This window comes from Nitriliruptor alkaliphilus DSM 45188 (assembly GCF_000969705.1).
Lineage (GTDB): Bacteria > Actinomycetota > Nitriliruptoria > Nitriliruptorales > Nitriliruptoraceae > Nitriliruptor > Nitriliruptor alkaliphilus.
Window position 1 is genome coordinate 932,393 of record NZ_KQ033901.1, and the last position, 23,458, is coordinate 955,850.

Annotated in this window: 22 protein-coding genes and 1 tRNA gene; 1 reads left to right on the plus strand and 22 read right to left on the minus strand. The window is 71.7% G+C overall.

What is annotated here, in order from left to right; translation table 11 throughout:
• Positions 1–50: 50 nt before the first annotated feature.
• The 15 genes from NITAL_RS04355 to NITAL_RS04425 form a co-directional block, all read right to left on the minus strand.
• Positions 51–1,091: an ABC transporter ATP-binding protein gene (locus NITAL_RS04355; protein WP_052664943.1), complete on the minus strand. Its 1,041-nt coding sequence runs from the start codon at positions 1,089–1,091 to the stop codon at positions 51–53.
• The gene (locus tag NITAL_RS04360) at positions 1,088–2,161 is read right to left on the minus strand and encodes an ABC transporter ATP-binding protein (protein WP_052664944.1); all 1,074 of its coding nucleotides are present in this window, start codon (positions 2,159–2,161) and stop codon (positions 1,088–1,090) included. Before NITAL_RS04360 ends, NITAL_RS04355 begins: the two co-directional genes overlap by 4 nt.
• Positions 2,158–3,003, minus strand: a complete 846-nt coding sequence (locus NITAL_RS04365) for an ABC transporter permease subunit (RefSeq protein WP_052669406.1) — start codon at positions 3,001–3,003, stop codon at positions 2,158–2,160. Before NITAL_RS04365 ends, NITAL_RS04360 begins: the two co-directional genes overlap by 4 nt.
• 74 nt (positions 3,004–3,077) lie before the next feature.
• Positions 3,078–4,019: an ABC transporter permease gene (locus tag NITAL_RS04370; RefSeq protein WP_052669408.1), complete on the minus strand. Its 942-nt coding sequence runs from the start codon at positions 4,017–4,019 to the stop codon at positions 3,078–3,080.
• Positions 4,020–4,065: 46 nt separating this feature from the next.
• The gene (locus tag NITAL_RS04375; RefSeq protein ID WP_052664945.1) at positions 4,066–5,610 is read right to left on the minus strand and encodes an ABC transporter substrate-binding protein; all 1,545 of its coding nucleotides are present in this window, start codon (positions 5,608–5,610) and stop codon (positions 4,066–4,068) included.
• 370 nt (positions 5,611–5,980) lie between these two features.
• Positions 5,981–6,265, minus strand: coding sequence for a hypothetical protein (locus NITAL_RS04380; RefSeq protein WP_052664946.1), 285 nt, complete (start codon positions 6,263–6,265; stop codon positions 5,981–5,983).
• Between the two features lie 169 nt (positions 6,266–6,434).
• Positions 6,435–6,509: transfer RNA gene (locus NITAL_RS04385), tRNA-Ile, on the minus strand.
• Positions 6,510–6,596: 87 nt separating this feature from the next.
• The gene (locus NITAL_RS04390; protein ID WP_052664947.1) at positions 6,597–7,163 is read right to left on the minus strand and encodes a DUF3566 domain-containing protein; all 567 of its coding nucleotides are present in this window, start codon (positions 7,161–7,163) and stop codon (positions 6,597–6,599) included.
• Positions 7,164–7,210: 47 nt separating this feature from the next.
• The gene (locus NITAL_RS04395; RefSeq protein ID WP_169786717.1) at positions 7,211–7,636 is read right to left on the minus strand and encodes a septum formation family protein; all 426 of its coding nucleotides are present in this window, start codon (positions 7,634–7,636) and stop codon (positions 7,211–7,213) included.
• 20 nt (positions 7,637–7,656) lie between these two features.
• A complete protein-coding gene (locus tag NITAL_RS04400) occupies positions 7,657–8,106 on the minus strand; it encodes a septum formation family protein (protein ID WP_052664949.1) in 450 nt (149 codons plus the stop codon).
• The gene (gene gyrA, locus NITAL_RS04405) at positions 8,103–10,730 is read right to left on the minus strand and encodes a DNA gyrase subunit A (RefSeq protein ID WP_342674217.1); all 2,628 of its coding nucleotides are present in this window, start codon (positions 10,728–10,730) and stop codon (positions 8,103–8,105) included. The genes NITAL_RS04400 and gyrA overlap by 4 nt, the downstream gene beginning before the upstream one ends.
• A gap of 206 nt (positions 10,731–10,936) precedes the next feature.
• Positions 10,937–11,203 (minus strand): hypothetical protein, encoded by a 267-nt coding sequence (locus NITAL_RS04410; protein ID WP_052664950.1) that lies wholly within the window; start codon positions 11,201–11,203, stop codon positions 10,937–10,939.
• Between the two features lies 1 nt (position 11,204).
• Positions 11,205–11,432 (minus strand): hypothetical protein, encoded by a 228-nt coding sequence (locus tag NITAL_RS04415; protein ID WP_052664951.1) that lies wholly within the window; start codon positions 11,430–11,432, stop codon positions 11,205–11,207.
• A gap of 1 nt (position 11,433) precedes the next feature.
• Positions 11,434–13,464: a DNA topoisomerase (ATP-hydrolyzing) subunit B gene (gene gyrB, locus NITAL_RS04420; protein ID WP_281175512.1), complete on the minus strand. Its 2,031-nt coding sequence runs from the start codon at positions 13,462–13,464 to the stop codon at positions 11,434–11,436.
• A gap of 222 nt (positions 13,465–13,686) precedes the next feature.
• Positions 13,687–14,286, minus strand: a complete 600-nt coding sequence (locus tag NITAL_RS04425; protein ID WP_052664953.1) for a TetR/AcrR family transcriptional regulator — start codon at positions 14,284–14,286, stop codon at positions 13,687–13,689.
• A gap of 68 nt (positions 14,287–14,354) precedes the next feature.
• On the opposite strand from NITAL_RS04425, the gene NITAL_RS04430 reads away from it, so the two are divergent.
• Complete coding sequence (locus NITAL_RS04430) at positions 14,355–15,527, plus strand: MFS transporter (RefSeq protein WP_052664954.1); 1,173 nt, start codon at positions 14,355–14,357, stop codon at positions 15,525–15,527.
• Between the two features lie 18 nt (positions 15,528–15,545).
• On the opposite strand, the gene NITAL_RS04435 is transcribed toward NITAL_RS04430, so the two are convergent.
• From NITAL_RS04435 to dnaA, 7 genes are all read right to left on the minus strand, one after another.
• The gene (locus NITAL_RS04435; RefSeq protein WP_052664955.1) at positions 15,546–16,475 is read right to left on the minus strand and encodes an Fpg/Nei family DNA glycosylase; all 930 of its coding nucleotides are present in this window, start codon (positions 16,473–16,475) and stop codon (positions 15,546–15,548) included.
• Between the two features lie 43 nt (positions 16,476–16,518).
• Positions 16,519–17,154, minus strand: coding sequence for a TlpA family protein disulfide reductase (locus NITAL_RS04440; protein WP_052664956.1), 636 nt, complete (start codon positions 17,152–17,154; stop codon positions 16,519–16,521).
• A gap of 16 nt (positions 17,155–17,170) precedes the next feature.
• Positions 17,171–17,692 (minus strand): disulfide bond formation protein B, encoded by a 522-nt coding sequence (locus NITAL_RS04445; RefSeq protein ID WP_211262194.1) that lies wholly within the window; start codon positions 17,690–17,692, stop codon positions 17,171–17,173.
• Between the two features lie 182 nt (positions 17,693–17,874).
• A complete protein-coding gene (locus NITAL_RS04450; protein ID WP_052664957.1) occupies positions 17,875–18,513 on the minus strand; it encodes a DciA family protein in 639 nt (212 codons plus the stop codon).
• Positions 18,510–19,679: a DNA replication/repair protein RecF gene (gene recF, locus NITAL_RS04455; protein WP_052664958.1), complete on the minus strand. Its 1,170-nt coding sequence runs from the start codon at positions 19,677–19,679 to the stop codon at positions 18,510–18,512. The genes NITAL_RS04450 and recF overlap by 4 nt, the downstream gene beginning before the upstream one ends.
• A 46-nt stretch (positions 19,680–19,725) precedes the next feature.
• Positions 19,726–20,841 (minus strand): DNA polymerase III subunit beta, encoded by a 1,116-nt coding sequence (gene dnaN / locus NITAL_RS04460; RefSeq protein WP_052669413.1) that lies wholly within the window; start codon positions 20,839–20,841, stop codon positions 19,726–19,728.
• Between the two features lie 399 nt (positions 20,842–21,240).
• Entirely contained in the window at positions 21,241–22,935 is a 1,695-nt protein-coding gene (gene dnaA, locus NITAL_RS04465; protein WP_211262195.1) for a chromosomal replication initiator protein DnaA, read from the minus strand.
• Positions 22,936–23,458: the final 523 nt, after the last annotated feature.

The window sequence follows — 23,458 nt, forward strand, 5'->3', positions numbered from 1 at the left end:
CGGCGCTGCCCATCGCCGGGCCCGACCTCATCGTGATCGGTCACGGCGACCTACCCGGTGGGGTGCGCATCCTCGTGCGGGGACGGGGTCACCGCTCTCCCGACCTCGCCGTGCAGGAGGCACGCGGCGAGGTGGCGCCCGCCGACCTCCTGCAGCGCCGGATCGATCCGGTCGCAGGTGTCGAACACCTCGGGGCAGCGGGTCCGGAACCGACAACCCGACGGCGGATCGATCGGCGAGGGCACGTCCCCGACGAGCCGCACGCGTTCACGCGTCCGCTCGCGCCCAGGGTCCGGGACGGGGATCGCCGACAGCAGCGCCCGGCTGTAGGGGTGTTGGGGATCGGCGGCGAGCCGGTCGCTCTCAGCCACCTCGACGATCCGGCCGAGGTACATCACCGCGGTCCGGTCGGCGAGGTGCTGGACGGCGGCCAGGTCGTGGGCGATGAACAGGTACGCGAGGCCGAGGTCGCGCTGCAGCTCGCCGAGCAGGTTCATCACCTGGGCCTGGATCGACACGTCGAGGGCAGCGATCGGCTCGTCGAGGACGAGGAAGTCCGGCTCACCCGCCAGGGCCCGGGCGATGCCGATCCGTTGGCGCTGACCACCGGAGAACTCGTGGGGGTAGCGATCCACCACGTCCGGATGCAGCCCGACCCGCTCGAGCAGGTCACCGACGCGGCGACGACGAGCCTCGTGACCGGCGTGCAGGTCGTGGATGTCGAGCGCCTCGGCGACCGCGTCGCCCACCGACCGTCGCGGGTCGAGCGACGCGTAGGGGTCCTGGAAGACCATCCCCGCCCGCCGGCGGAGCCGACGCAGCTCGGCCGGCGGCATCAGGGTCACGTCCTGGCCGCCGAAGACGACCCGGCCCCCGGTCGGCTCGACGAGGCGGAGCGCCGCGAGCCCCAGGGTGGACTTGCCGCACCCGGACTCACCGACGAGCCCGACGGTCTCACCGCGGTGGACGGTCAGCGACACCCCGTCGACGGCGCGGACCGGCGAGCGGCTCCGGCGCCAGGGCAGCGTGCTGTCCCGCGGTCCGGGGAAGTGCACTTCCAGGTCGGTGACCTCGAGCAGGGGCTCGCTCACGGCCCACCCCCCGGTCGGGCGGCCCGTTCGAGCACGCGCTGCCGGTCGGGGTCGTCGGCCGGCACCTCGTAGAAGGACCGCACCCGGTGGCCCGGTGCCACCTCGCGCAGGGGCGGCCGCTCCACCTCGCACCGCGCGTCGAGCCGCAGGCTGCAACGAGGGTGGAAGCCGCACCCGGGCGGCAGGTCGATCGGCGCCGGCGGCAACCCGGGGATGGTGGCGAGGTCCGCACCCGAGGTGTCACCCACGACCGGCAGCGAGGCGAGGAGCCCCACGGTGTAGGGGTGGCGCGGGTCGCCGAAGAGGGTGTCGACGTCGGCCTCCTCGACGATCTCGCCGGCGTACATGACCAGCACCCGGTCGGCGATGCCGGCCACGACGCCGAGGTCGTGGGTGATCCACACCACCGCCATCCCGAACTCCTCCTGCAGCTGCTCGACCAGCTCGGTGATCTGGGCCTGGGTGGTGACGTCCAGGGCGGTGGTGGCTTCGTCGGCGATCAGGACCTCCGGATCGCACGACAACCCGATGGCGATGACCACGCGCTGGCGCATGCCGCCGGAGAACTCGTGCGGGTAGGCGTCCAGCCGCGTCTCGGCGGCGGGGATGCCGACCCGGCGTAGTAGGTCGACGGCCCGGTCGCGCGCGTCCTGCTTGGACAGCCCGAGGTGGTAACGCATGCCCTCGGTGAGCTGTCGGCCGATGGTGTGGACCGGGTTGAGCGACGTCATCGGGTCCTGGAAGACGTACCCGACGTGCCGTCCCCGCTGACGTTGCAGATCACGCGGTGGCAGGGCCAGCAGGTCGGTGCCCGCCAGGTGCGCCGAGCCGGTCACCCGTCCCGGCGGGATCGGCAGCAGCTTGGTCAGCGCCAGCGTCGAGACGCTCTTGCCCGACCCGGACTCGCCGACGATCGCCACCGTCTCACCGGGGTGCACGTCGTAGTCCAGCCCGCGGACGACCTCGGCGCGGCCGCGCTTGGTGGCGAACGACACCTCGAGGTCACGGACCGACAGGATCGGATCGGCCGAGGACGCCGGTTCCGGGACGCTCGCCGGTGCCGCGCTCATGCCACGCCCCGCGATTCGATGACCGAACGCTGCTTCGGGTCGAGCACGTCGCGCAGCCCGTCACCGAGCAGGTTGAAGGCCATCACGGTGACCAGGATCGACAGGCCGGGGAAGACCGCCATCCACCAGGCACCAGCGGCGAGGAAGTCCTGCGAGGCCTGGAGGTCGGCGCCCCAGGCCGCGCGGGGTGGCTGGATCCCGATACCGAGGTAGGACAGCGCCGCCTCGGTGAGGATCGCGAACGCCAGGCTGAGGGAGGTCTGGACGATGATCGGTGCGGCGACGTTGGGCAGGATGTGGCGCAGCACGATGCGCAGGTCGGTCGCGCCGAGGGACCGCACGGCGCGGATGTGGACCTCCTCACGCACGGTCAGGACGCTGCCCCGGACCACGCGGGCCAGGATCGGGGTGAACACCACCGCGATCGCCAGCATCACGTTGGTCAGCGACGGGCCGCGGACCGCCACGATGGCGATGGCGAGCAGGATGACGGGGAAGGAGAAGATGACGTCCATCAGCCGCATCAGGACCGCGTCGACCCAGCCGCCCCGGTACCCGGCGAGCAGCCCGATGATGGTCCCGGCGACCAGCGACAGGCCGACCGCCACCGCCCCCACCTGGAGCGACACGCGGGCCCCGTACACCACGCGCGAGAAGACGTCGCGGCCGAGGGCGTCGGTACCGAACCAGTAGGTCCTGTCGGGTGGTGACAGCCGGTCGGCGAGGTTCTGCTCGTTGACGCCGAAGGGGGCCAACATCGGGCCGAACAGGGCGACGAGCACGAGGACGATCAGGACCAGCAGCCCTCCGGCGGCGAGGCGGTTGGTGATCAGCAGCGCCAGGGTTTGGCGCCACCTCGGTCGGGCGCGGCCCCGTGGCCTCTCGAGCGAGGGCTGATCGGCAGCGTCCGGCGCGGTCACGAGCGGATTCTCGGGTCGAGCTTGCCGTACACCAGGTCGACGAGGAAGTTGACCAGCAGGAACCCGGCGGCGATGACCAGCACCACACCCTGCAGCGCCGGGTAGTCGCGGCCGTTGACCGCGTCCAGGGCGTACCGCCCGATACCCGGCCACGAGAACACGACCTCGACCACCACGATGCCGCCGAGGAGGGTCGCCAACTGCAGCCCGGTGATGGTCACGACCGGGACCCAGGCGTTGCGCAGGACGTGGTGGCGCAGGACGTAGCGCTCCGGCAGCCCCTTGGCGCGGGCGAGCCGCACGTGGTCGGCCTGCATGGCTTCGAGCACGCTCGAGCGCACGAAGCGGGTGAGGATGGAGCCGGTCACCACGCCGGCGGTCACCGCGGGCAAGAGCAGCCGGCGCATCGCCTCGACCGGGTCCTCGGTGAACGGCACGTACCCGCCGGGCGGCAACCACCCGAGCGTCCGCGAGAACAGCAGGATGAGCAGGATCCCGAACCAGAAGTCGGGGACCGAGACCCCCACCTGCGACATCGACGACGCCACGTAGTCGACCGGCTTGCCCTGCCGGACGGCCGAGACGATCCCCGCCGGCAGCGCGATCAGCACGCCGATCAGCAGCGCGCTCGCGGCCAGCAGCAGCGTGGCCGGCAGCCGGTCGCCGAGCTCGGCGGTCACCGTCCGGCCGGTGCGGAAGCTGACCCCGAGGTCACCGGTGACCGCGCGGCCGAACCAGTCCACGAACTGCACCAGCACGGGCTGGTCGAGGCCGGCCCGCGCCCGGAGGAGGTCGTAGATCTCCTGGTCGAACCGTGTCCCGAGCGCCGCGCGGACGGGGTCGCCGGGCACGAGGTGGATCAGGGAGAACACCACGATCGAGACGCCGAACAGGGCGATCAGGGCCTGCCCGAGGCGACGCAGGACGAACGCGGTCACGGGCAGCACCGAGCGGCGCGGCCCCGACCTCCCGACCGGCCGATCATCAGCCGAGACGCGTCGTGACGAACCGGGTCGCCTGGTCGGCGCGCGGCTCGTAGCCGGACACCTCCGGGCTCCACGCCTGCACCAGATCGGGGTTGTAGAGGTAGAGGTAGGAGACCTGGTCCACGATCCGCTCGGCGGCCGCGTCGTACAGCTCCTTGCGCGCGTCGTCGTCGGTCTCGGTCCGTGCCGCATCGAGGGCCTGGTCGACCTCGTCGTCGGCGAACCCGTGGAAGTTGAAGCCACCCTCGGAGTGGTGCTGGGCGTAGTAGAAGTCGTCCGGGTCGATGTTGCCGAGCCAGCTGAGCATGAAGGCGTCGAAGTCGCCCTCGCCCTGGTCGGCGAGCCAGGTGTTGAAGTCCTCGGTCCGGATCTGCACGTCGATGCCGACCTCGGCGAGCTGGCTCGCGATGACCTCACCGGCGGTGATGGTCTCGGGGAACTCGCTGGTGACCATCAGGTCGATCGACAGGCCGCTGACACCGGCGTCGTCGAGGGCCTGCTGCGCTGCGTCGACGTCGGTCTCGAAGGGCGCGTAGTCGTGGTACCAGGCGCTCGACTCGGGGATCGCGGTCTGGTTCGGCGTCGCGGCGTCGAAACGCACGGCCTCGGTGATGGCGTCGATGTCGAGCGCCTGGCGGATGGCGCGGCGGACCTCGACGTCGCCGAACGGTTCGCGGTCGTTGTTGAAGGCCAGGTACCAGTAGTCGTTGGAGGGCACCGACTCGACCACGAGGTCGCCGCCGAGCGCGTCGACGCTCTGCGGTGGGACGGTGTCGATCCAGTCGACCTCGCCGGTCTCGAGGTTGGTGAGCTTGACGGTGTCCTCGGGGATGACGCGGAACTCGATCCCGTCGAGGAACGGCCCCTCGTCGCCCCAGTAGTCGCCGTTGGCGACGAGCGAGATCCGGTCGCCACCGGGCTGACCCTCGACGGCGAAGGGGCCGGTCCCGTTGGGTTCGGCGTTGAGGTCACCACCCTCGATGTCGTCGGCCGAGACGATCGCCATGCCCTTGAACGCGCCGAGCTGGGCCAGCAGGTTCGGGGCCGGGCGCTCGAGGGTCAGGGTCACCTCGAGGTCACCGGTCGCCTCGATCGTGTCGACCGCGGCGAGGCGGAAGGCGTTCTGGCCCTCCTCACGGATGCGCTCCAGCGAGGCCACCACGTCCTCGGCATCGAACGCGCTGCCGTCGTGGAAGGTCACCCCCTCGCGCAGCTCGAAGGTCCAGGTGAGCAGGTCGTCCGAGGTCTCCCAGGAGGTCGCGAGGGCCGGCTCCATCTCGAGGTTCTCGTCGGGCTGCACGAGCGTGTCGTAGACGTTCTCGACGACGGTGAACGCGAACCCCGAGGTGGTCACGTGCGGATCGAGCTGGTCGGGCTCACCGCCGATCGCCGCGACCAGCGTGCCGCCCTCGGCGTCACCGTCATCGGGGGCACCAGGATCGGCGGCGTCCCCGAGGTCGACCTCATCACCTCCCTCTCCACAGGCCGCGGCCGTCAAGGTGAGGACGGCGAGGACAGCGACGAGGCGGTGGCGGCCGCGCATGGGACCCTCGATCGGTGGCGGAAGGCCGGTACGGACGACCGTAGAGGTGGCTCCAGGGGGTGTCGGGGAGGAGGGTGGACGAACGGACAGGTCGTTCGGACGGGAGTCGCGGGAACCCGCGCCGGGACCAGCTGTGGACAGAGGTGTGGGTATGTGGATGGGTGACGGCCGTGGAACTCCACAGCTGTGGTCACACCTGTGGAAGTCGCACACCCGTTCGGCCAGGCAACTCACGGGGGGACCGCGCCGTTCGCCGTGGGTCCGACCGAGGAAGACCTCGGTGGCGGTCGTCTCGGCGACGGTGGGCGGACACAGGCGACGGGGACGCCCGCATCGGCGTCCCCGTCGTGGTGGTGCGACCCCTCGTGGGTCAGATCGAGCGGGGCTCCTCCCAGAGGGCCTCGTCGAGCTCCTGGTCCCGCTTGCGCTTGAAGGCGAAGATGGCACCGCCGATGGCGAGCAGGAACAGCAGGAACTTGCCTTTGCCGCCCTTGTCCTTCTCGGGCTCGTCACGCAGCTCGTCGAGCTTGTCCGACGCCATCGACGTGAGGTCCTTGCCCTTCTTCTCCGCCTTCGAGCGCAGCTTGTCACCCTGCTTCTCGAGCTTGGCGAGCTTCTTGGACAGCTTCTTGGAGGTCTTGGACTTCTTGGCCATCAGGGGTGGCTCCTCGGTGGACTCCCGGCACAGTCGTCCCGACTCTAGCCACGCGTCCGCGGACCGCGCCCCGGGCAGCAGGGGCGTCCGGACGTGCCCGCCCGATCGAGCGGCCGCCATCCAACGGACGAGGACCCCGCCGTGGCGGGGTCCTCGCGCGAGCCGTTCGTGGGCCCAGATGGACTTGAACCATCGGCCTCACCCTTATCAGGGGTGCGCTCTAACCGGGCTGAGCTATGGGCCCCAACGGGACGCGGCGCCCGAGGGCGCCACGGCGGCGGGATGGTAGCGACGCGGGCCGAGCAGGGCGAACCGGTCGGGCGCGGTCCGGTCAGCGCCCGTGGAACAGATCCGACCCGTCGCCGTCCGCGTCGTCGCCGGCGCGCACGGGATCGTGGCGGGCGGTGGCATCGTCCCGTCCGATCGGTGGCACCGGGGGGGAGGCGGTCCCGCCGCGCGGCGTGCGGTCCCCGGTGACGGGCGGCGTGCGCGACGAGGTGATCGGCGATCCGCCGGTCGTGGAGCCACCGGACGAGGCGGGCCGCTGCGCGACCGGGGTGTCGTCGATGACCGTGTAGGTCAGCCCGCCGGTCAGGTCGGCGATGAGGTTGTGCAGGAACGAGAGGAACACCAGCACCGCGGTCTGGATCACGACCCCGAGCAGACCGAGCAGCGCGATGGCACGGAACAGGTTGCCGGCGTTGATACCGCAGGCCTCGAACCCGACCTCGAGCACCACGTCGCAGACCTGGTCGACCAGGCCGATGCGGTCGACGATGTAGAACACCACCCCGACGACCAGCAGTCCGATCAGCAGCAGGACCACGTTGGCGACGGCACCGAACTTCAGCACCGACCACGGGTCGATGCGTCGGACGGTCAGGCGGCGACGGGCCACGGCGGGCGGTCCTCGGGAGGGGGCAGGCGGAGTCTAGGCGGCCGCGGTCAGCGTCCGGTGCCCTGAAGGGAACCGGTGAGCATCGCGCCCGGGACGTGCGCCGCGCAGGCCACCTCGCGGTCGTCGGCCCGTTCCCACGACGCCGGGGTGGGTCGGATCGGGTACACCGCGACGTCCGTCGTCCCGTAGGGCGCGCCGATGTAGGCCTCGAACGCCTCCCCGAAACACTCCTCGTCGACCGCGGCGACCAGCTCGTCCTCCTCGGGGTACTCGTCCCCGCTGAGCTCGAAGGTGTGGATGACCTCGCTGTCGTGGGGCTCGTCGCAGTCCACCACCTCGAACTCGGCGACCTCGTCCTGACCCTCGGGGAACTGGAAGCAGTCCCCGACCTCGAGGCTGAACACGGTGGGGCCGGCGCAGGCCGCCGCGACAGCCACGGCGGTGACCAGCCAGCGACGGGTGGGGACAGGCACCACGGCGCTCCCGATCGAGATCACGACGGTACGCCGAGCGCGTGGGCGTCAGCGCGCAACGGCGCCGTGCGGGTGCCTCCACCCGGCTCCCGCAACGTGCAGACGACCTCGGTGTCGCCGCGGGCGAGCTGATCCGCCGTCGGCGGCAGCGGCAGCAGTTCGAGGGGCGACTCGTCCTCGGGGACGCCGACGTAGTCGGTGAAGGCGTCGCCGAGGCACGCCTCGCGGACCGCGTCGACCAGCGCCTCGCCCTCGGTCTGGTCGGGTGCGAGGTCGAAGACGTGGAACACCTCGAGGTGGTGCGGCTCGTCGCAGTCCACGATGGTCACGTCGGTCAGACCGCCGGGGCCCGCACCTGCCTCGTCGGTCCGCACGCAGTCGCCAGGCTCCAACGCGAAGCCGCCGCGGGCGACGCACCCGCTCGCCAGCACGGCGAGCAGGGCGAGGACCACCGTGGCGGCTCGGATCACGCCTCCCCGTCGGCAGCGTCGGGGGTGTCGGGCGCGCTCAGCGGCTCGGCGGCGGGGCTATCGGCGGTGTCGGACCCGTCGGACGCACCGGGCGAGACCCCCTCGCCGTCATCGTCATCGTCCTCGCCGTCGTCGACATCGTCCTCGACGACCCGCGCGACCGCGACCACCGAGGAACCCTCGCCCGGCTTCATCAGCGACACACCCTGGGTGGCCCGCCCGAGCGGCCGCACGTCCACCAGGTCCATGCGGATCACCACACCGCTGTCGGTGACCAGCAGCACCTCAGCGGCGAACGGCACCGCGAGCGCGCCGACGAGGCCACCACGCGCCTCGTTCTTGAGGTTGATCGTGGTCACGCCCTGGCCGCCGCGCTTCTGGACGTTGTAGGCCGACAGCGGGGTGCGCTTGCCGTAGCCCCGCTCGGTCACCACCAGCAGGTAGGTGTCCTCGTCGTTGCGACGCTCGGCGTCGTCGGCATCGACCCACGTCCCCTCGTCGGCGACGATGCTCATCGACAACACCTCGTCGTCCGCGTCCTTGAGCCGCATACCGCGGACCCCGGCCGCCGAGCGGCCCATGGCCCGAGCATCGTCCTCGGCGAAGCGGATGGCGTTGCCCTTGCGGGAGACCAGCATCACGTGCTGGGACCCGTCGGTGACCCCGACACCGATGAGTTCGTCGTCGTCACCGAGGTTGATGGCGATCAGGACGCTGCGCGGCGAGTCGAACGCGTCGAGGCGGGTGCGCTTGACCGTCCCCTGCTTGGTCGCGAACAGCAGGTAACGGTCCTCGGCCGACAGGTCGCGGATCGACAGGATCGCAGCGACCCGTTCCTCGGCGTCGAGCGCGAGTCCCGGGACGTTGGCGACGTACACGCCCTTGGCCGACCGGGACTTCTCGGGCACCTGGTAGGCCTTGATGCGGTAGACGCGACCCTGGTTGGTGAACACCAGCAGGTGGTCGTGGGTGGAGCAGGTCAGGAGGGTCGACACGATGTCGTCCTCCTTCATCTCCGCACCACGGACGCCACGACCGCCACGCTTCTGGGTGCGGAACGCATCCACCGGGGTCCGCTTCACGTACCCGTCGCGCGACAGGGTCAGCACCACGTCGGACTCGGGGATCAGGTCCTCGACGGTCATCGCCCCCTCGTCGGGGATGATCCGGGTGCGACGCTCGTCACCGAACCGCTCGCGGATCTCGAGCAGCTCGTCCTTGATGATGGTCCGCACCCGCTCGGGGTCGGCGAGGATCGACTCGAGGTCGGCGATGATGGTCTGCAGCTCGTCGTACTCGTCCTGGATCCGCTGGCGCTCGAGCGCGGCCAGCCGCCGCAGCTGCATGTCGAGGATCGCCGAGGCCTGGATCTCGGACAGGGTGAAGCGCTCGATGAGGGTTCCGCGGGCGACATCAGCCGAGGCCGACCCCCGGATGATGGTGATGATCTCGTCGATGTGGTCGAGGGCGATCAGCAGCCCCTCGAGCACGTGCGCCCGCTCCTGCGCCTTGCGCAGGCGGTAGCGGGTGCGCCGTTCGATGACGTCGACCTGGTGGGCGATGTAGTGGGTCAGCGCCTGGTCGAGCGTCAACGTCCGCGGCACCCCGTCCACGATCGCGAGCAGGTTGACCCCGAAGGTGTCCTGCAGCTGGGTGTGCTTGTAGAGCTGGTTGAGCACCACCTGGGCGTTCGCGTCGCGCTTGAGCTCGATGACGATGCGCATCCCGCGGCGCGAGGACGACTCGTCGTTGAGGTCGGCGATGCCGCCGATCACCTTGCTGTCGACCAGTTGGGCGATCTTCTGCAACAGCGTGGTCTTGTTGACCATGTAGGGGATCTCGGTGACCACGATCCGTTCGCGCTGGCTGCCCGCCGCGGGTTCCTCGATGGTGCACACGGCCCGGACCTTCACCGAACCGCGCCCGGTGGTGTAGGCGTCGTACACGCCGGCCTGGCCGAGGATCAGCGCACCGGTCGGGAAGTCCGGGGCCGGCAGGTAGCGCATCAGGTCGGCGGCGGTCAGGGACGGGTCGTCGACCAGCGCGACGGTCGCGTCGATGAGCTCGCGCAGGTTGTGCGGCGGGATGTTGGTGGCCATGCCGACCGCGATGCCGGTCGCCCCGTTGGCCAGGAGCGCCGGGAAGCGCGCGGGCAGGACCGTCGGCTCCTCCTCGTACCCGTCGTAGTTGGGGACGAAGTCGACGGTCTCCTCGTCGATGTCGCGCAGCAGCTCCATGGCCAGTCGCGACAGCCGCGACTCGGTGTACCGCATGGCCGCGGCGGGGTCGCCGTCGATGGACCCGAAGTTGCCGTGCCCGTCGATCAGCTCGTAGCGGATCGAGAAGTCCTGGGCCATGCGCACCAGAGCGTCGTAGATCGAGCTGTCACCGTGGGGGTGGTACTTCTTCATCACCTCGCCGACGGCGGCCGCGCACTTGCGGTACGGCCGGTCGGGACGCAGGCCCGACTCGTCCATCGAGAACAGGATGCGACGGTGGACCGGCTTCATCCCGTCGCGCACGTCCGGCAGGGCCCGACCGACGATGACCGACATGGCGTAGTCGAGGTAGGACGAGCGCATCTCGTCCTCGATGACCACCGGCTCGACCCGGGAGGCCAGCACGCGGCCCGTCTCGTCGAGCGGGGTCCCGTCCTCCGCACGCGCGACCGGGTCGCCCGGCGTCGGCTCGGGCGAGCCGGGGACGGGCTCGTCCTCAGGGGTCGGCGGGGGGGTCGGCGTCTGGTCGTCAGCCACGGTGGGCTCCTGCGGTCAGGCGGTGAGAGCGGCGGGGAGAGCGGTGGCGCTCGGGAGGGTCGGTATCGGGCGTCTCAGCGGTCGTCGTCGGCCGGCGGGTCGGAGGGCGTCCCGTCCGGTCGGTCGGGTGCACCGGGGAAGCCGGGCCGTGGCGGGGTCGGGGACTCGAAGGTCTCGGCACGACGGGCGGCCGCGAGGATCAGCACCATCGCCAGCCCGGCCAGCACCGCGCCGGTCACCAGGGTCGGGCCGGCGGGGAAGCCGAGCAACAGCCCGAAGCCGACCACCGAGGCGAAGGCGATGAGTGCGGCGAGGATGGCGGCGCGCAGCGTGCGGTCCACGTCAGGCTCCCGGGTCGTCGGTGTGGTGCTCGTGGCGGCGGATGCGACGGCCGCGACGCGACGAAGCGAACAGCGCCATCACCAGCAGGCCGGGAACGACGGCGGCGAGGGTGATGGCCACCGCCCCACCAGCGAACCCGACGTCGCCGAGCAGCTCGGGGGCGATGAGGACGAGCAGCAGCACGAACGCCACGAGTCCACCCAGCAGCCACGCCACCGCCCGGTTCACGTCAGACGTCGAGGGTGGCGTAGCGGGCGTTGGCCTGGATGAAGGCACGGCGCGAGGGGACGTCGTCGCCCATCAGCACGCTGAACATCTCGTCGGCGGCGGCCGCGTCCTCCATGGTCACGATGCTCAGGGTGCGCCGCTCCGGGTCCATCGTGGTCTCCCACAGCTGCGCGGGGTCCATCTCACCGAGGCCTTTGAAGCGCTGCACGTCGATCTTCTTGTCCTTCGGCAGTTGGGCGAAGATCGCGTCACGCTCGGTGTCGGAGAAGGCGTAGTGGACCTCCTTCTTCCGCGTCGGGTGGGTGATCTGGTACAGCGGCGGTCGGGCCAGGTAGACGTACCCGGCCTCGATCAGCGGTTTCATGTGCCGGAACAGGAACGTCAGCAGCAGGGTGCGGATGTGGGCCCCGTCGACGTCGGCGTCCGCCATCAGGATGAGCTTGTGGTAGCGGGCCTTGCTGACGTCGAACTCGTCGGCGAACCCGGTGCCCATCGCGGTGATCAGGGCCTGGACCTCGGTGTTGTTGAGGATCTTGGGCAACCGGGCCTTCTCGACGTTCAGGATCTTGCCGCGGATGGGCAGGATCGCCTGGAACCGCGACTCGCGGGCGCCCTTGGCCGACCCGCCGGCGGAGTCCCCCTCGACGATGTACAGCTCGCACTCGGCGGGATCACGTGACTGGCAGTCGGCGAGCTTGCCCGGCAGCGAGTTGGACCCCAGCAGCGACTTGCGGCGTGTCAGGTCGCGGGCCTTGCGGGCCGCGATGCGCGCCTGCGCCTCGGACTCGGCCTTCATGACGATGGCGCGGGCTTCGGTGGGGTGCTCCTCGAGCCAGGTCTGGAGCTGCTCGTAGGTGACGCGCTGGACGAACGACTTGACCTCGGTGTTGCCGAGCTTGGTCTTGGTCTGGCCCTCGAACTGGGGGTCGCCGACCTTGACGCTGACGATGGCGATCAGCCCGCCACGCAGGTCGTCGCCGGAGAGCGTCTCGACCTCCTTGGACCGCAGGAGGTTCTTGTCCTTGGCGTAGCGGTTGACCACCGAGGTCAGCGCTGTGCGGAAGCCCTCCTCGTGGACCCCACCCTCGTGGGTGTTGATGGTGTTGGCGAAGCTCAGCAGCGCGTCGTTGAAGTCGTCGATCCACTGGCATGCGAGCTCGACCGACTGGAGGCCGTTCGGGCCCTCCTCCTCGGCGTCGAAGTGGATCGTCGGGTGCAGCGCTTCCTTGTTGCGGTTGCCGCGGATGTGGTCGACGAAGTCGGCCAGGCCACCGGGGGCGTGGAACTCCCAGACGCGCGGTCCGGTCGGGCCCTGCTCCTCAGCCGCAGCCGCGGCCACCGGGTCGTCGAGGTCCACGTCGGGTTCGGCCTGCGGCCGAGCGTCGGTCAGCGTGATGCGCAGGCCAGCGGTCAGGAACGAGGTGTCGCGCAGGCGCCGCACGATGGTGTCCGCGACGAACTCGACCTCCTCGAAGATGTCCGGGTCCGGCCAGAACGAGATCGTGGTGCCGGTCACGTCGGTGTCGCTGATGCGCTCGATCGGCCCGTCGGGCACGCCGCGGCGGTAGGTCTGGCGCCACAGCGCCCCGTCGCGGCGGACCTCGGCGACGAGCTTGACCGACAGCGCGTTGACCACCGAGATGCCGACCCCGTGGAGGCCACCGGAGACCGCGTAGGCCTGGGAGTCGAACTTCCCGCCGGCGTGCAGGACCGTCAGCACGACCTCGAGGGCGCTGCGCCCCTCCTTCTCGTGCAGGTCGACCGGGATGCCGGACCCGTCGTCGGAGATGCGTGCGCCGCCGTCCTCGAGCAGCTCGACCGCGATGGTGTCGCAGCGGCCGGCCAACGCCTCGTCCACCGAGTTGTCGACCACCTCCCAGATCAGGTGGTGCAGGCCGCGGGCGCCGGTGGAACCGATGTACATCCCCGGGCGCTTGCGGACCGCCTCCAGACCTTCGAGCACGGTGATGTTCTTGGCGCTGTAGTCCTCGCGCGCCGCGATCGGGTCCGGCGTCGGTTCAGGTGCGGCCACGTGGATCCCTCCGGAACGGACCCGAGCCCGGTGCGGGCAGGTCCTGGGCGCGACGAAGCACCGCGAGGGTGCGTTCGGGAGCCGAGATGGTCGGTGCGCGGGTACGCGCGGCGAGGCTGCGAACCTAGCAGGCCACGGCCCGGTCTGGCGCCGTGAGAGGCCCTCTGTGGACGGCGACCCCGCCGCGGGTGGGGGGGTACTGGAAACGTGGCCGTGCCGCTCTCAGCGCGCGTGCGCGCCGCGTCCCACCAGGAGGTCGGCCGCGACACCACGTGCGTGAGCGATCACGTCCTCGGCCGGCGCGTCGCTCAGCGAGGACAGCGCCCCGCGGTACAGCAGGACCAGATCGCGGGCCACCTCCGCACCCGATGGCAGGCCCGCGTCGCCGGCGAGCTCCTCGAGCCGGTGGGCCAGGTGCCGCCAGTGCGCAGCGATCACCTCGCCCGCCGGATGCTGCGGATCGGACAGTTCGACCTGCGCGTCCAGGAAGGCGCACCCGCGGGTGAGCGGGACGACGTCCCGGTCCCACGTGCTCAACGCGTCGAAGATGGCCAGGATCCGGTCGAGCGGGTCCTCGCACGCGTCGATCGCCGCCTCCCAGTGCTGGCGCCACCGGTCGTCGCGATCCTGGAGGTAGGCGGCCACGAGGCCGTCCTTGCCCCCGAACTGGTGGTAGAGGGTGTTGCGGGCGACCTGGGCGTGCTCGAGCACCGCCTCCACGCCGGTCGCCCGGATACCACGCCCGTAGAAGAGCGCCTCCGCAGCCCGCAGGAGGCGCACGCGGGGCGGCACCTCGGAGGTCGGCTGCGTGGTCGTGGGCACCTCGGTACGGTAGCCGGCGAATACTAGACCAACCGTTCTATCTACCATCTCGTCCTCGGAGCGCTCCCATGCGGCGTGAGCTCGGCGTGCTGCTCGCGGGTATCGCCACGATCGCGGTCACCTACGGGTTCGCGCGGTACGCCTTCGGCCTGTTCGTCCCGCCGATCGCGGCGAGCCTCGAGCTGTCCGACACGCTGGTCGGCCTCGTCGGCGGGGCCTCGCACCTCGGGTACGCCGTGGGGCTGCTGGTCGCACCGAGCTGGTGCCGCCGCCACCGGGCGGGCGTGATCGCGGCCGGCGCCGGTGTCACCGCGGCGGTGGGGCTCGCCGGGGTGGCGGCCAGCCGGGGGGTGTGGACGCTCGGTGTCGCCGTGGCGCTCGGTGGGATGGCCAGCGGTCTGGCATCGCCCGCGCTCGCACGGCTCGTGGTGGCGATCTTCGCCCCGGAGGTGCGATCTGCCGCCCAGACCTGGGTCAACAGCGGGACGAGCGTCGGGCTCGCCGTCAGCGCGCCGACCGTCCTCCTCGCCGCTTCCTGGCGCGCGACGTGGGCCGTCCTCGCCGCCGTCTCGCTGGCGACCGCCGCGGTCGTCGCCGCCACCGTCCGTGGCCGTGAGCGCACCAGCCGGGCAGCCCCCCCGTCCGCAGCACGGCCACCGCGTCGTCCACGGGCCATCCGTCCCCGCGACGTCCGCCTCGTCGGCTTCTGCACCGTCCTCGGAGCGACCAGCGCCGGGTACTGGACGTTCTCGGTGCAGCGGGTCACGGAGGCGGGTCTGGCCGCGGCGTGGTCGACGTGGTTCTGGGTCACGATCGGCGTCGTCGGCCTCGCCGGGGGACGGGCCGGCGCTCAGGCCGCACGGATCGGTCTGCCCCGGACCGTGCAGCGCTGGGCCCTGCTGTGGACCGCCTCGCTGGCCACGCTCGGCCTGCCGACCGTCGCCGGTCCGCTCGCGCTCGCCTCCGCCGCCGGCTTCGGTGCTGCGTTCATGGCGCTCACGGGGCTGGCCATCGTGTGGGCGACCGAGGTCCACGACGATGCCGCCACGGGCGTGCGTGCCTGCTTCCTGTCGCTCGGGGTCGGGCAGGCGGTCGGCACACCCGCCGCCGGCGCCATCGCTGATGCCGTCGGTGCGCCGGCGGCGTTCCTCACCGCAGCCGCGGTGAGCCTCCTGCTGCTCGCACCCGTCGTCCGGCCGACGGACCGGGCGGTGAGGGCCAACCACCCGGAGCGCGTGTGACACGGCAGGTCGCGCGCCTCAGGCGCCCTCGAGCTGATCGACCGTCTTCGGCCAGTCGTCCTTGAGCAGCCGCGACAGGCTGCGGTCGGCCAGCACCTTGCCGCCGGTCTGGCACCGGGCGCAGTAGTCGGTCTCGTTGTCGGCGTACCGGATGCGCTGGACCGGTGCGTCGCACACCGGACAGGGCTGGCCGTACTTGCCGTGGACGGCGAACTCCTCGCGGAACGCGGTGACCTTCTCGGGGAACCCGTCCCCGGTGCGCTCGCGCAGCCGCGCCACCCAGTCGGTGAGGACCCCCTGCGTCGCCGCGTGCAGGCGGGCGACCTCCTCGTCGTCGAGCTGGTCGGTGCGCTTGACCGGCGACAGCCCCGCGGCGTGCAGGATCTCGTCGCTGAAGGCGTTGCCGATCCCGCTGAAGCGGCGCGGGTCGGTCAGGGCACGCTTCACGGTGCGTCGCTCGCGGGTGAGCTCGGCCCGGAACGCCTCGAGGTCGGCCTCGAGCGGTTCGATGCCGCCGCGGTCGTGGGCCATCGCCGCCGCCTCGCCACGTTCCACGTGGAGCGAAGCCCGCTTCTTGGTACCCGCCTCCCGGAGCAGCAGCGTCCCGCCCGGCGTGTCCGGGTCGCCCAGCACCGACCAGTCGAACGCGGCGAGCCCGACCTTGCCGGGGACCTTCGCGCCGGGCTCGGCCCACGCCAGCCGACCGGCGATCATCAGGTGCAGGACCGCGAACAGGTCCTCCTCGCCGGCCTCGCCGGGGAAGCCGAACACCAGGCGCTTGCCGACGCGCCTCACCTCACCGCAGACCCGCCCGTGCAGCGCGTCGACGGGCGGGTCGTAGGTCTTCAGCAGCGAGATGCCCTGCACGCGCACCCGCGTCAGGGTCGCGCCGACCACGCGGGCGATCAGCGCCGCGCGGTAGTCCTCGACGTCGGGCAGCTCCGGCATGGCACGAGCGTAGACCTCACCTCGAGCCGGCCGGGCGCTGCCGTCAGGGCGCGATGCTCCGGGCGATCTGCTCGACCTGGTCCATGCCGAGCTGACCCGAGGCGCGCATGACCAGCTCGCCGTCCTGGAGCACCACCCAGAAGGGTGTGCCGGTCAGCCCGAACGCCTGGGCGACGCTGCCCTCGGCGTCGTCCACCAGGATCTCGCCGGTGTAGCCGCCGCGTTCCAACCAGCCCTGCGGCGGCCACGGCGGCCGGGTCGGGTCCAGGCCGGTCGAAACCACCGTCAGGTCCACCCCATCGGGCAGACCACCTCCGTCGAGCCACTCGACCAACTCGGGGAGTTCGGCCTGACACGCGGGGCACCACGCGGCCATGAACACCAGCAGTTCGGCCTCGCGGTCACCGATGGTCGCGGGGTTGCCGTCGAAGTCGGCGCCCGTGACGACCGGCGCCGCCCCGCCGACGGCGATGTCCTCGTCCTCCGGCGCGACCGCCGGGAGGGTCTCACCGTCGATGTCCGGCGATCCGGCGACCTCCTCGATGGTCGGGCCGTCGTCGGACTCGAGGCCGAACGCGGCGTACACCAGGGCGACCGCAGCGATGGCGATCCCGAAGTACATCAGGATCTGACGCGGCGTCGGACCGCTCTTCCTGGCGGCTGTGGGCTGTCGTGCCACGGGGGACTCCTGTCGGTCAGGCCGGGTCGTCGGACGCCGGGTGGCGTGCGGCGAGGCTGAGCAAGGCGATGGCGACGGCTGCGACCAGCGCCATCGCCGGGAGGGTGAAGACCCCGAACTCCTCGACCCAGCGGATCGCGCAGGGCGCGGCCGGGTCGCAGGGGCCGGACAAGGACGGCACGCGTTCGATGACCAGGTGCCAGATCGAGACGGCCGAACCGATGACGGCGAGCGGGACCACGTAGCGCCACACCTGGGCGTCACGGCGCCAGGCCGCGACACCGGTGAGCACGACCATCGGGTAGATGGCGATGCGCTGGTACCAGCACAGCACGCATGGTGCGTACCCCGCGACCTCCGACATCCACAGCGACCCTGCGGTGGTCACCGTCGCGATCGCCGCCGCGATCGGCATCGCGACCTCGTCGCGCAGCCACGCGGGCACCCGCCCTCGGACCAGCAGCACGAGGGTCGCGACGGCGACCAGCAGCGCCACGAGGGTGAGCACGCCAGCGAGGCGTTCGACCGCGGACTGCACGACGACCTCCGGGGGCGCCTCGCCAGGTAGGCGGCGAGGTGCGGTGGGAACGGGAGCGAGCGTTGGGAGCGTGGCGGGAGCTGGTGCGAGCGTCCATGGTGCCCGACGCAGGTCGCGAGGGTACGACGACCGTGTTCGGTGGGCCTTCGGTCTTCAGCGCGGCGAGCCCGGACCGTTGTGCATCACACGTCCCCGTGGCCCTCCAGCGGACCGACCACGAGCCGCACGTCGCGGACCTGGTGGCCGCCGAGCACGTCGTTGGCGTTGGCCGCCAGCTGGGGCAGCAGGTAGCGCAGCTGGGCGGCCCACACCTGCGATTCGGCGCGGACCACCAGGGTCCCGCCGGCGAGCCGCACCGGCTCGCACCGGGCCGCGAGATCGGCGCCGACGATGTCCTCCCACCGTTGGGAAGCGGTGGCGCCGGTGAGCCGTTCGCCCCAGCCGCGTCGCTCGAGGAACTGCTGCAGCGCGTCACCGACCGGCGACGGCGCGTGGGTCCTGGCCAGGCCCGACTCGTTGTCGTCGGGGATGGTCCACTCGGCATCCGGGTCGGGTGCGGCGGGGTCGTAGGCGCGGCGATCGAGCTCGGCGCGTTCCCGAGCGTGACGGGCGCGTTTGCGCTCGTAGAGGTACATGTCGCGGTCGGCGGCCCCGGCCTTGCGGACCTCGCTGGTCTGGTCGGTCCGCGGCGGTTTCGGTGCGTCCGCCCGGGGCGGCGCATCCCGTCGCGCCGCACGCTGCCGCTGGCCGCGTCCGCCACCACGGTCGGAGCGGTCGCTCCAGCGACCACCACCCTTGCCAGGACCGGGTCCGCCGCTCACGCGACCGCTCCCCGCACCGACAGCTGGGAGACGCCCCCGTCGATGGTGACGTCGACGCGCACACCCTCGAGAGGCACGTCCTCCTCCACGGCAGCGGTCACCAGGACCTGGTCGAAAGCCGCGCAGGCGTCCGCGAGCTTGCCTCGGCGGACCACGTCGAGCTCGGCGAACACGTCGTCGAGCAGCACCACGGGTCGGTCACCCACCTCGGCGAGCACCGCCTCGGTGGCGAGCTTGAGCGACAGCGCCAGCGACCACGCCTCCCCGTGCGAGCTGTAGCCCCGTGCGGGCAGCGGGCCGATCGACAGCTCCAGCTCGTCGCGGTGCGGACCGACGAGGGTCAGCCCCCGCTGGACCTCCTCGTGCGCCACCTCCGCGAGGGCCGTGCGCATCGCGTCGGCGAGCGGCCCTGGATCGGGGACCCGCTCGTCGACCTCGGCGTGCCCGTCGATCACCACCCCGGTGGAGGACCGGTAGGTCAGTCCCACCGGTTCGGGACGATCGGCGAGGTCGCGGTAGGCAGCGTCGACCGGGCCGGCCAGCGCCCGGACCGCCGCGATCCGTGCGGCCAGGAGCTGGGTGCCGTGGGTGACCAGCTGCTCGGTCCAGACCTCGAGCGTGGCGCCGGCCCCCTCGCGGGCGCTGCCGGTCAGGCCCCGGGCCTGCTTGAGCAGCTGGTTGCGTTGGCGCAGCACCCGCTCGTACTCACCGCGTGCGGCGGCGAACGCCGGTCGGCGCTGGGACAGCAGATCGTCGAGGAACCGGCGTCGTTCGGCTGGATCCCCGCGCACGATCGCCACGTCCTCGGGTGCGAACAGCACGACCCGCAGCACCCCCGCCGCGTCCGCGGCCCGCCGAACGTCCTGCCCGTCCACCTTCGTGCGGGTACGTCGGCCGGTGCCCACCTCGAGCTCGATGGTGCGCCGGCGGCCCTCGTCGGTGACGACCTCGCACCGGATGACACCGAGGTCGGCGCCCGCCCGGACCAGCGGCGCATCCGAGGCCACCCGGTGCGAGCCGCCCGTCGCCGCCCGCAGCACCGCCTCGAGCAGGTTGGTCTTGCCCTGGGCGTTGCGCCCGACGAGGACGGTCACCCCCGGATCGAGGTGCAGGGCCGCCCGGTCGTAGCTGCGCACGTCGACGAGCTCGATGCGGCGCAGGTGCAACGGGGCGGCTCCGACGGACGGACGGGAGGAGGCGGCCGGTGGCGGGTCAAGAGACCCGCATCGGCATCAGCAGGTAGGTGAAATCGTCGGTGGCGTCGTCCGCGTCGACGTGGGGCCGTAGCACCGCGGGCTTGAGGCCGTCACGCAGCTCGATGCGGATCCGCTCGGTGCCGGTGGCCTCGAGCCCCGCGAGCAGGAACGCCGGGTTGAACGCGATCGTCAGTCCCTCGCCGTCGATCTCGGCGGGCAGCGCCTCGGCCGCGTCACCGACCTCCTGGCTGCCGGCCTGCAGGTCGACCGACCCGTCGCCGAACGTCAGGCTGATGGGTGTGTTGGCCTGCCCCATCGCCACGACGGCGACGCGCTGGAGCGCTTCGACGAGGGCGGCCCGCTCGACCACGACGGTGGTTTCGTGGGCGTCGGGCAGCAGAGCCCGGTAGTTCGGGAAGGTGCCTTCGATGAGGCGGGTGGTCAGGCGTCGGTCGCCGAACAGGAACGACACCTGGCCGGCCTCGAGCGCCACGGTGACCGCGCCACCGGCGTCGGCCCCGGCCTTGGCGGCCTCCTGGAGCGCCCGCGCCGGGACCAGCGCGGTCCCCTCGACGCCCTGGTCCCAGGTCAGTGACCGGACCGCGAGGCGGTAGCTGTCGGTCGCGGCCGCGGTCAGCGAGCCGGCGGCGGCCTCGAGCTGCACGCCGGTCAGCACCGGGCGTGCCTCGTCGGAGGACGCGGCCCGGGCGACCTGGGCCACCAGGCGTGCGAAGGCGTCGGCCTTGACCACGCCCTGCGGGGCGTCCTCGGCGGGTTCGGGCAGGGCCGGGAAGTCGTCGACCGGCATGCCACGGACGTGGAAGGTCGCGCGGCCGCAGGTGATCTCCACGCGGTCCGGCTCGCCCTTCACGTGCACCGGGGCATCCGGGAACTTGGCGACCAGTTGGCTCAGCAGGCGACCTGGCAGCAGCACGCGACCGGGCTGCTCGATCCGGACCGGTATCCGGATCTCGGCCGCGACCTCGAGGTCGGTGGCTCGGCAGGTCAGCTTGCCGTCGGCGGCTTCGAGCAGCACGCCGGACAGCGCCGGCAGCGTGACGCGGGCCCCGACGGTGCGGGTCGCCCACGACACGGCGTCAGCGAACTCTGCGCGCTCGGCGACGAGCTCCACGTTGTCGATCCTTCGTTCGTCGAGGTTCCCCACAGTGCTGGTGGTGAACCTTCCTCTACAAGCTGAGTTCCGTCACACCCGTAGGGCCTGTGCAACGGTGGACAACTACACGTCTTCGCAGGTCAGCGGGGGTTGCATGCCGTGGACGAGGTGGGGACGAGTCGGTCCGTCCTCCACAGGTCCGGGAACGACACCGGTGTGCTTCCACCGGCGAGCGTGCTGCGTCCACGGCTCGTCCACCGTCCGTCCACCGGCTGGCGGGGCCCAGTGCGGCTCCGTCGTCCCCAGCGGGCCGACCATCCTCCCCGGTGAACCGGCGCGTGTCCACCACCTGTCCCCAGGGTGTTCCCGCGTCCATCCACAGGATGCTGTGGAAACTGTGGATACTCGACACGCGTGTCAACCTCGCCTCGCACGTGTCTTGACCCGGCCGGTGAGCTCCTGGACCTGGTCGTAGATGGCGCGACGCTCCTGCATGAGCCCGGCGATCTTCTTGTTGGCGTGCATGACGGTGGTGTGGTCGCGGCCACCGAACGCCTTGCCGATCACCGGCAGGGACAGGTCGGTCAGCTCGCGGGCCAGGTACATGGCGATCTGCCGCGCGGTGACCAGCTGGCGGTTGCGCGAGGGGGAGCACAGGTCGGCGACGGTGAGGGTGAAGAAGTCCGCCACCTCGTCCATGATCAGCGAGACGCCGACCTCCTGCTCCCGGTCGTCGGGGAACAGGTCCTTGAGCACCAGCTCGGCCATCTGCGCGTCGGGTGGTGCCTGCTGGAGGCTTGCGAAGGCCGAGACACGGATGAGGGCGCCCTCGAGCTCACGGATGTTGGACTGCACCTTGGAGGCGATCAGCTCGAGCACGTCCGGGGGGACACCGAGACGGTCGGACTCGCACTTCTTGCGCAGGATGGCGATCCGGGTCTCGAGGTCGGGCGGCTGGACGTCGGTCATCAGCCCCCACTCGAAGCGGCTACGCAGCCGGTCCTCGAGCTGCGCGATCTGCTTGGGCGGCCGGTCGCTGGAGATGACGATCTGCTTCTCGGCGTTGTGCAGCGCGTTGAAGGTGTGGAAAAACTCCTCCTGGGTGCGTTCCTTCTGCTCGAGGAACTGGATGTCGTCGATCAGGAGGACGTCTGCCTGGCGGTACAGCCGCTGGAAGCCGGTGATCCGGTCGTCGCGGATGGCGTTGATGAACTCGTTGGTGAACTGCTCGGTGGTCACGTATCGGACCGACAACCGCGGGTAGAGGTTGCGGACGTAGTGGCCGATGGCGTGCAGCAGGTGGGTCTTTCCGAGCCCTGCGCCGCCGTAGATGAACAGCGGGTTGTAGGACTTGGCGGGCGCCTCGGAGACGGCCACGGCCGCCGCGTGTGCGAACCGGTTCGAGCTACCGATGACGAAGTCGTCGAAGGAGTACTTGGGGTTGAGCTGGGTGTCAGGCTCGACCTCGTCGCGTGGGCGTGGCCGCGGGTCGGGGAGCTCGACCACGGGACCGGGCGGGCGACCGGGGGCCTCCAGCGGCCGTCCCTGCTCGTGGGGACGCAAGGGCGTCGGGGGCTCGGTGGCCCTGGGCTCGTCGCCAGAGTCGCGGGTCGGAGCGCCGGTTGGTGCCGAGGGGCCGCTGGCCCACGCACGATCCTCACGACGCTCGTCACGCAGGCTCGGTGGGGTCGGTCGGTGCTCGCGGGCGCCGTCCGGGTCCGCGCTCGGACCGCTCGGAGACCGCTCGGTGAGAGCGGTCGGCTCCTCGGGTGTGGTCTGGGGCGCGGTGTGGGCGGCGGGGGGCGCCAAGGCCGCATCGGAGGCACCGAGGTCACCGACCGGCTCGGGACGGGGCTGGACGGTGATCACCACGGTCAGGTGGCGGCCGGCGGCATCGCTGAGGGCCGAGCGGATGAGCTCACCGCAGCGCGTCTCGAGCCAGGCACGGGCGAAGTCGTGCGGCGTGGCGAGCACCACGACATCGTCGGTGTAACCGACCGGCCGGGTCGCCTCGAGCCACTGACGCTGCGCGGTCGATGTCACCGCCCGCATCACCTCGTCGCGTGCGTCACCCCAGAGGGTGTCGAGGTCGAGCGTCGAGGGTCGCGACACGCGCTGCCTCCGGTCCGTCGTCGTGGGCACCTCACCCGGCGGGTGCGGTCGGTCGACCGGTGCGCGCTGGAGCGTGGACGAAGGACCTCACCCCGTTCACCGGTGTGGGCGATCCGACCACCCCCTCACGGGGATGTCCACAGGACCGTCCACAGCTGTGGATAGGTGGTACATCGTCGCACGCGCCGGAGCGCGTTCGATCTGCCGCGCGGGGAAGGTCCTCGAGGTCGAGCGACCCCGACGGACGGCCGCGGACGCTAGCCCCTGCGCCGGGGCCCCGCAACGCGTTCTTCGATCGGATCACGCCAGCGCCCGCCGAGCGTGTGCTCGGCGCGCGCTGCTGTGGTTGCCGGTCCGCCCGGCGGCTCGGTACGCTCAGCGGCACGTCTCGTGCTCCGGGACGGTCGTGGATCCTCTCACCTCGCACCTCCCGGCGTCGCCGTGCCCCGCGTCGTCCGCACCCGCGGACCGACCAGAGCCGCGACCCGGTGGGGAACCCGACCGCACCGCGTGCCCGTCCACC

Coding starts and splice junctions, on each gene's coding strand:
- NITAL_RS04360 (WP_052664944.1), bottom strand. CDS start 2,161: ATGAGCGCGGCACCGGCGAGCGTCCCGGAACCGGCGTCCTCGGCCGAT.
- NITAL_RS04375 (WP_052664945.1), bottom strand. CDS start 5,610: ATGCGCGGCCGCCACCGCCTCGTCGCTGTCCTCGCCGTCCTCACCTTG.
- NITAL_RS04380 (WP_052664946.1), bottom strand. CDS start 6,265: ATGGCCAAGAAGTCCAAGACCTCCAAGAAGCTGTCCAAGAAGCTCGCC.
- NITAL_RS04430 (WP_052664954.1), top strand. CDS start 14,355: ATGCGGCGTGAGCTCGGCGTGCTGCTCGCGGGTATCGCCACGATCGCG.
- NITAL_RS04435 (WP_052664955.1), bottom strand. CDS start 16,475: ATGCCGGAGCTGCCCGACGTCGAGGACTACCGCGCGGCGCTGATCGCC.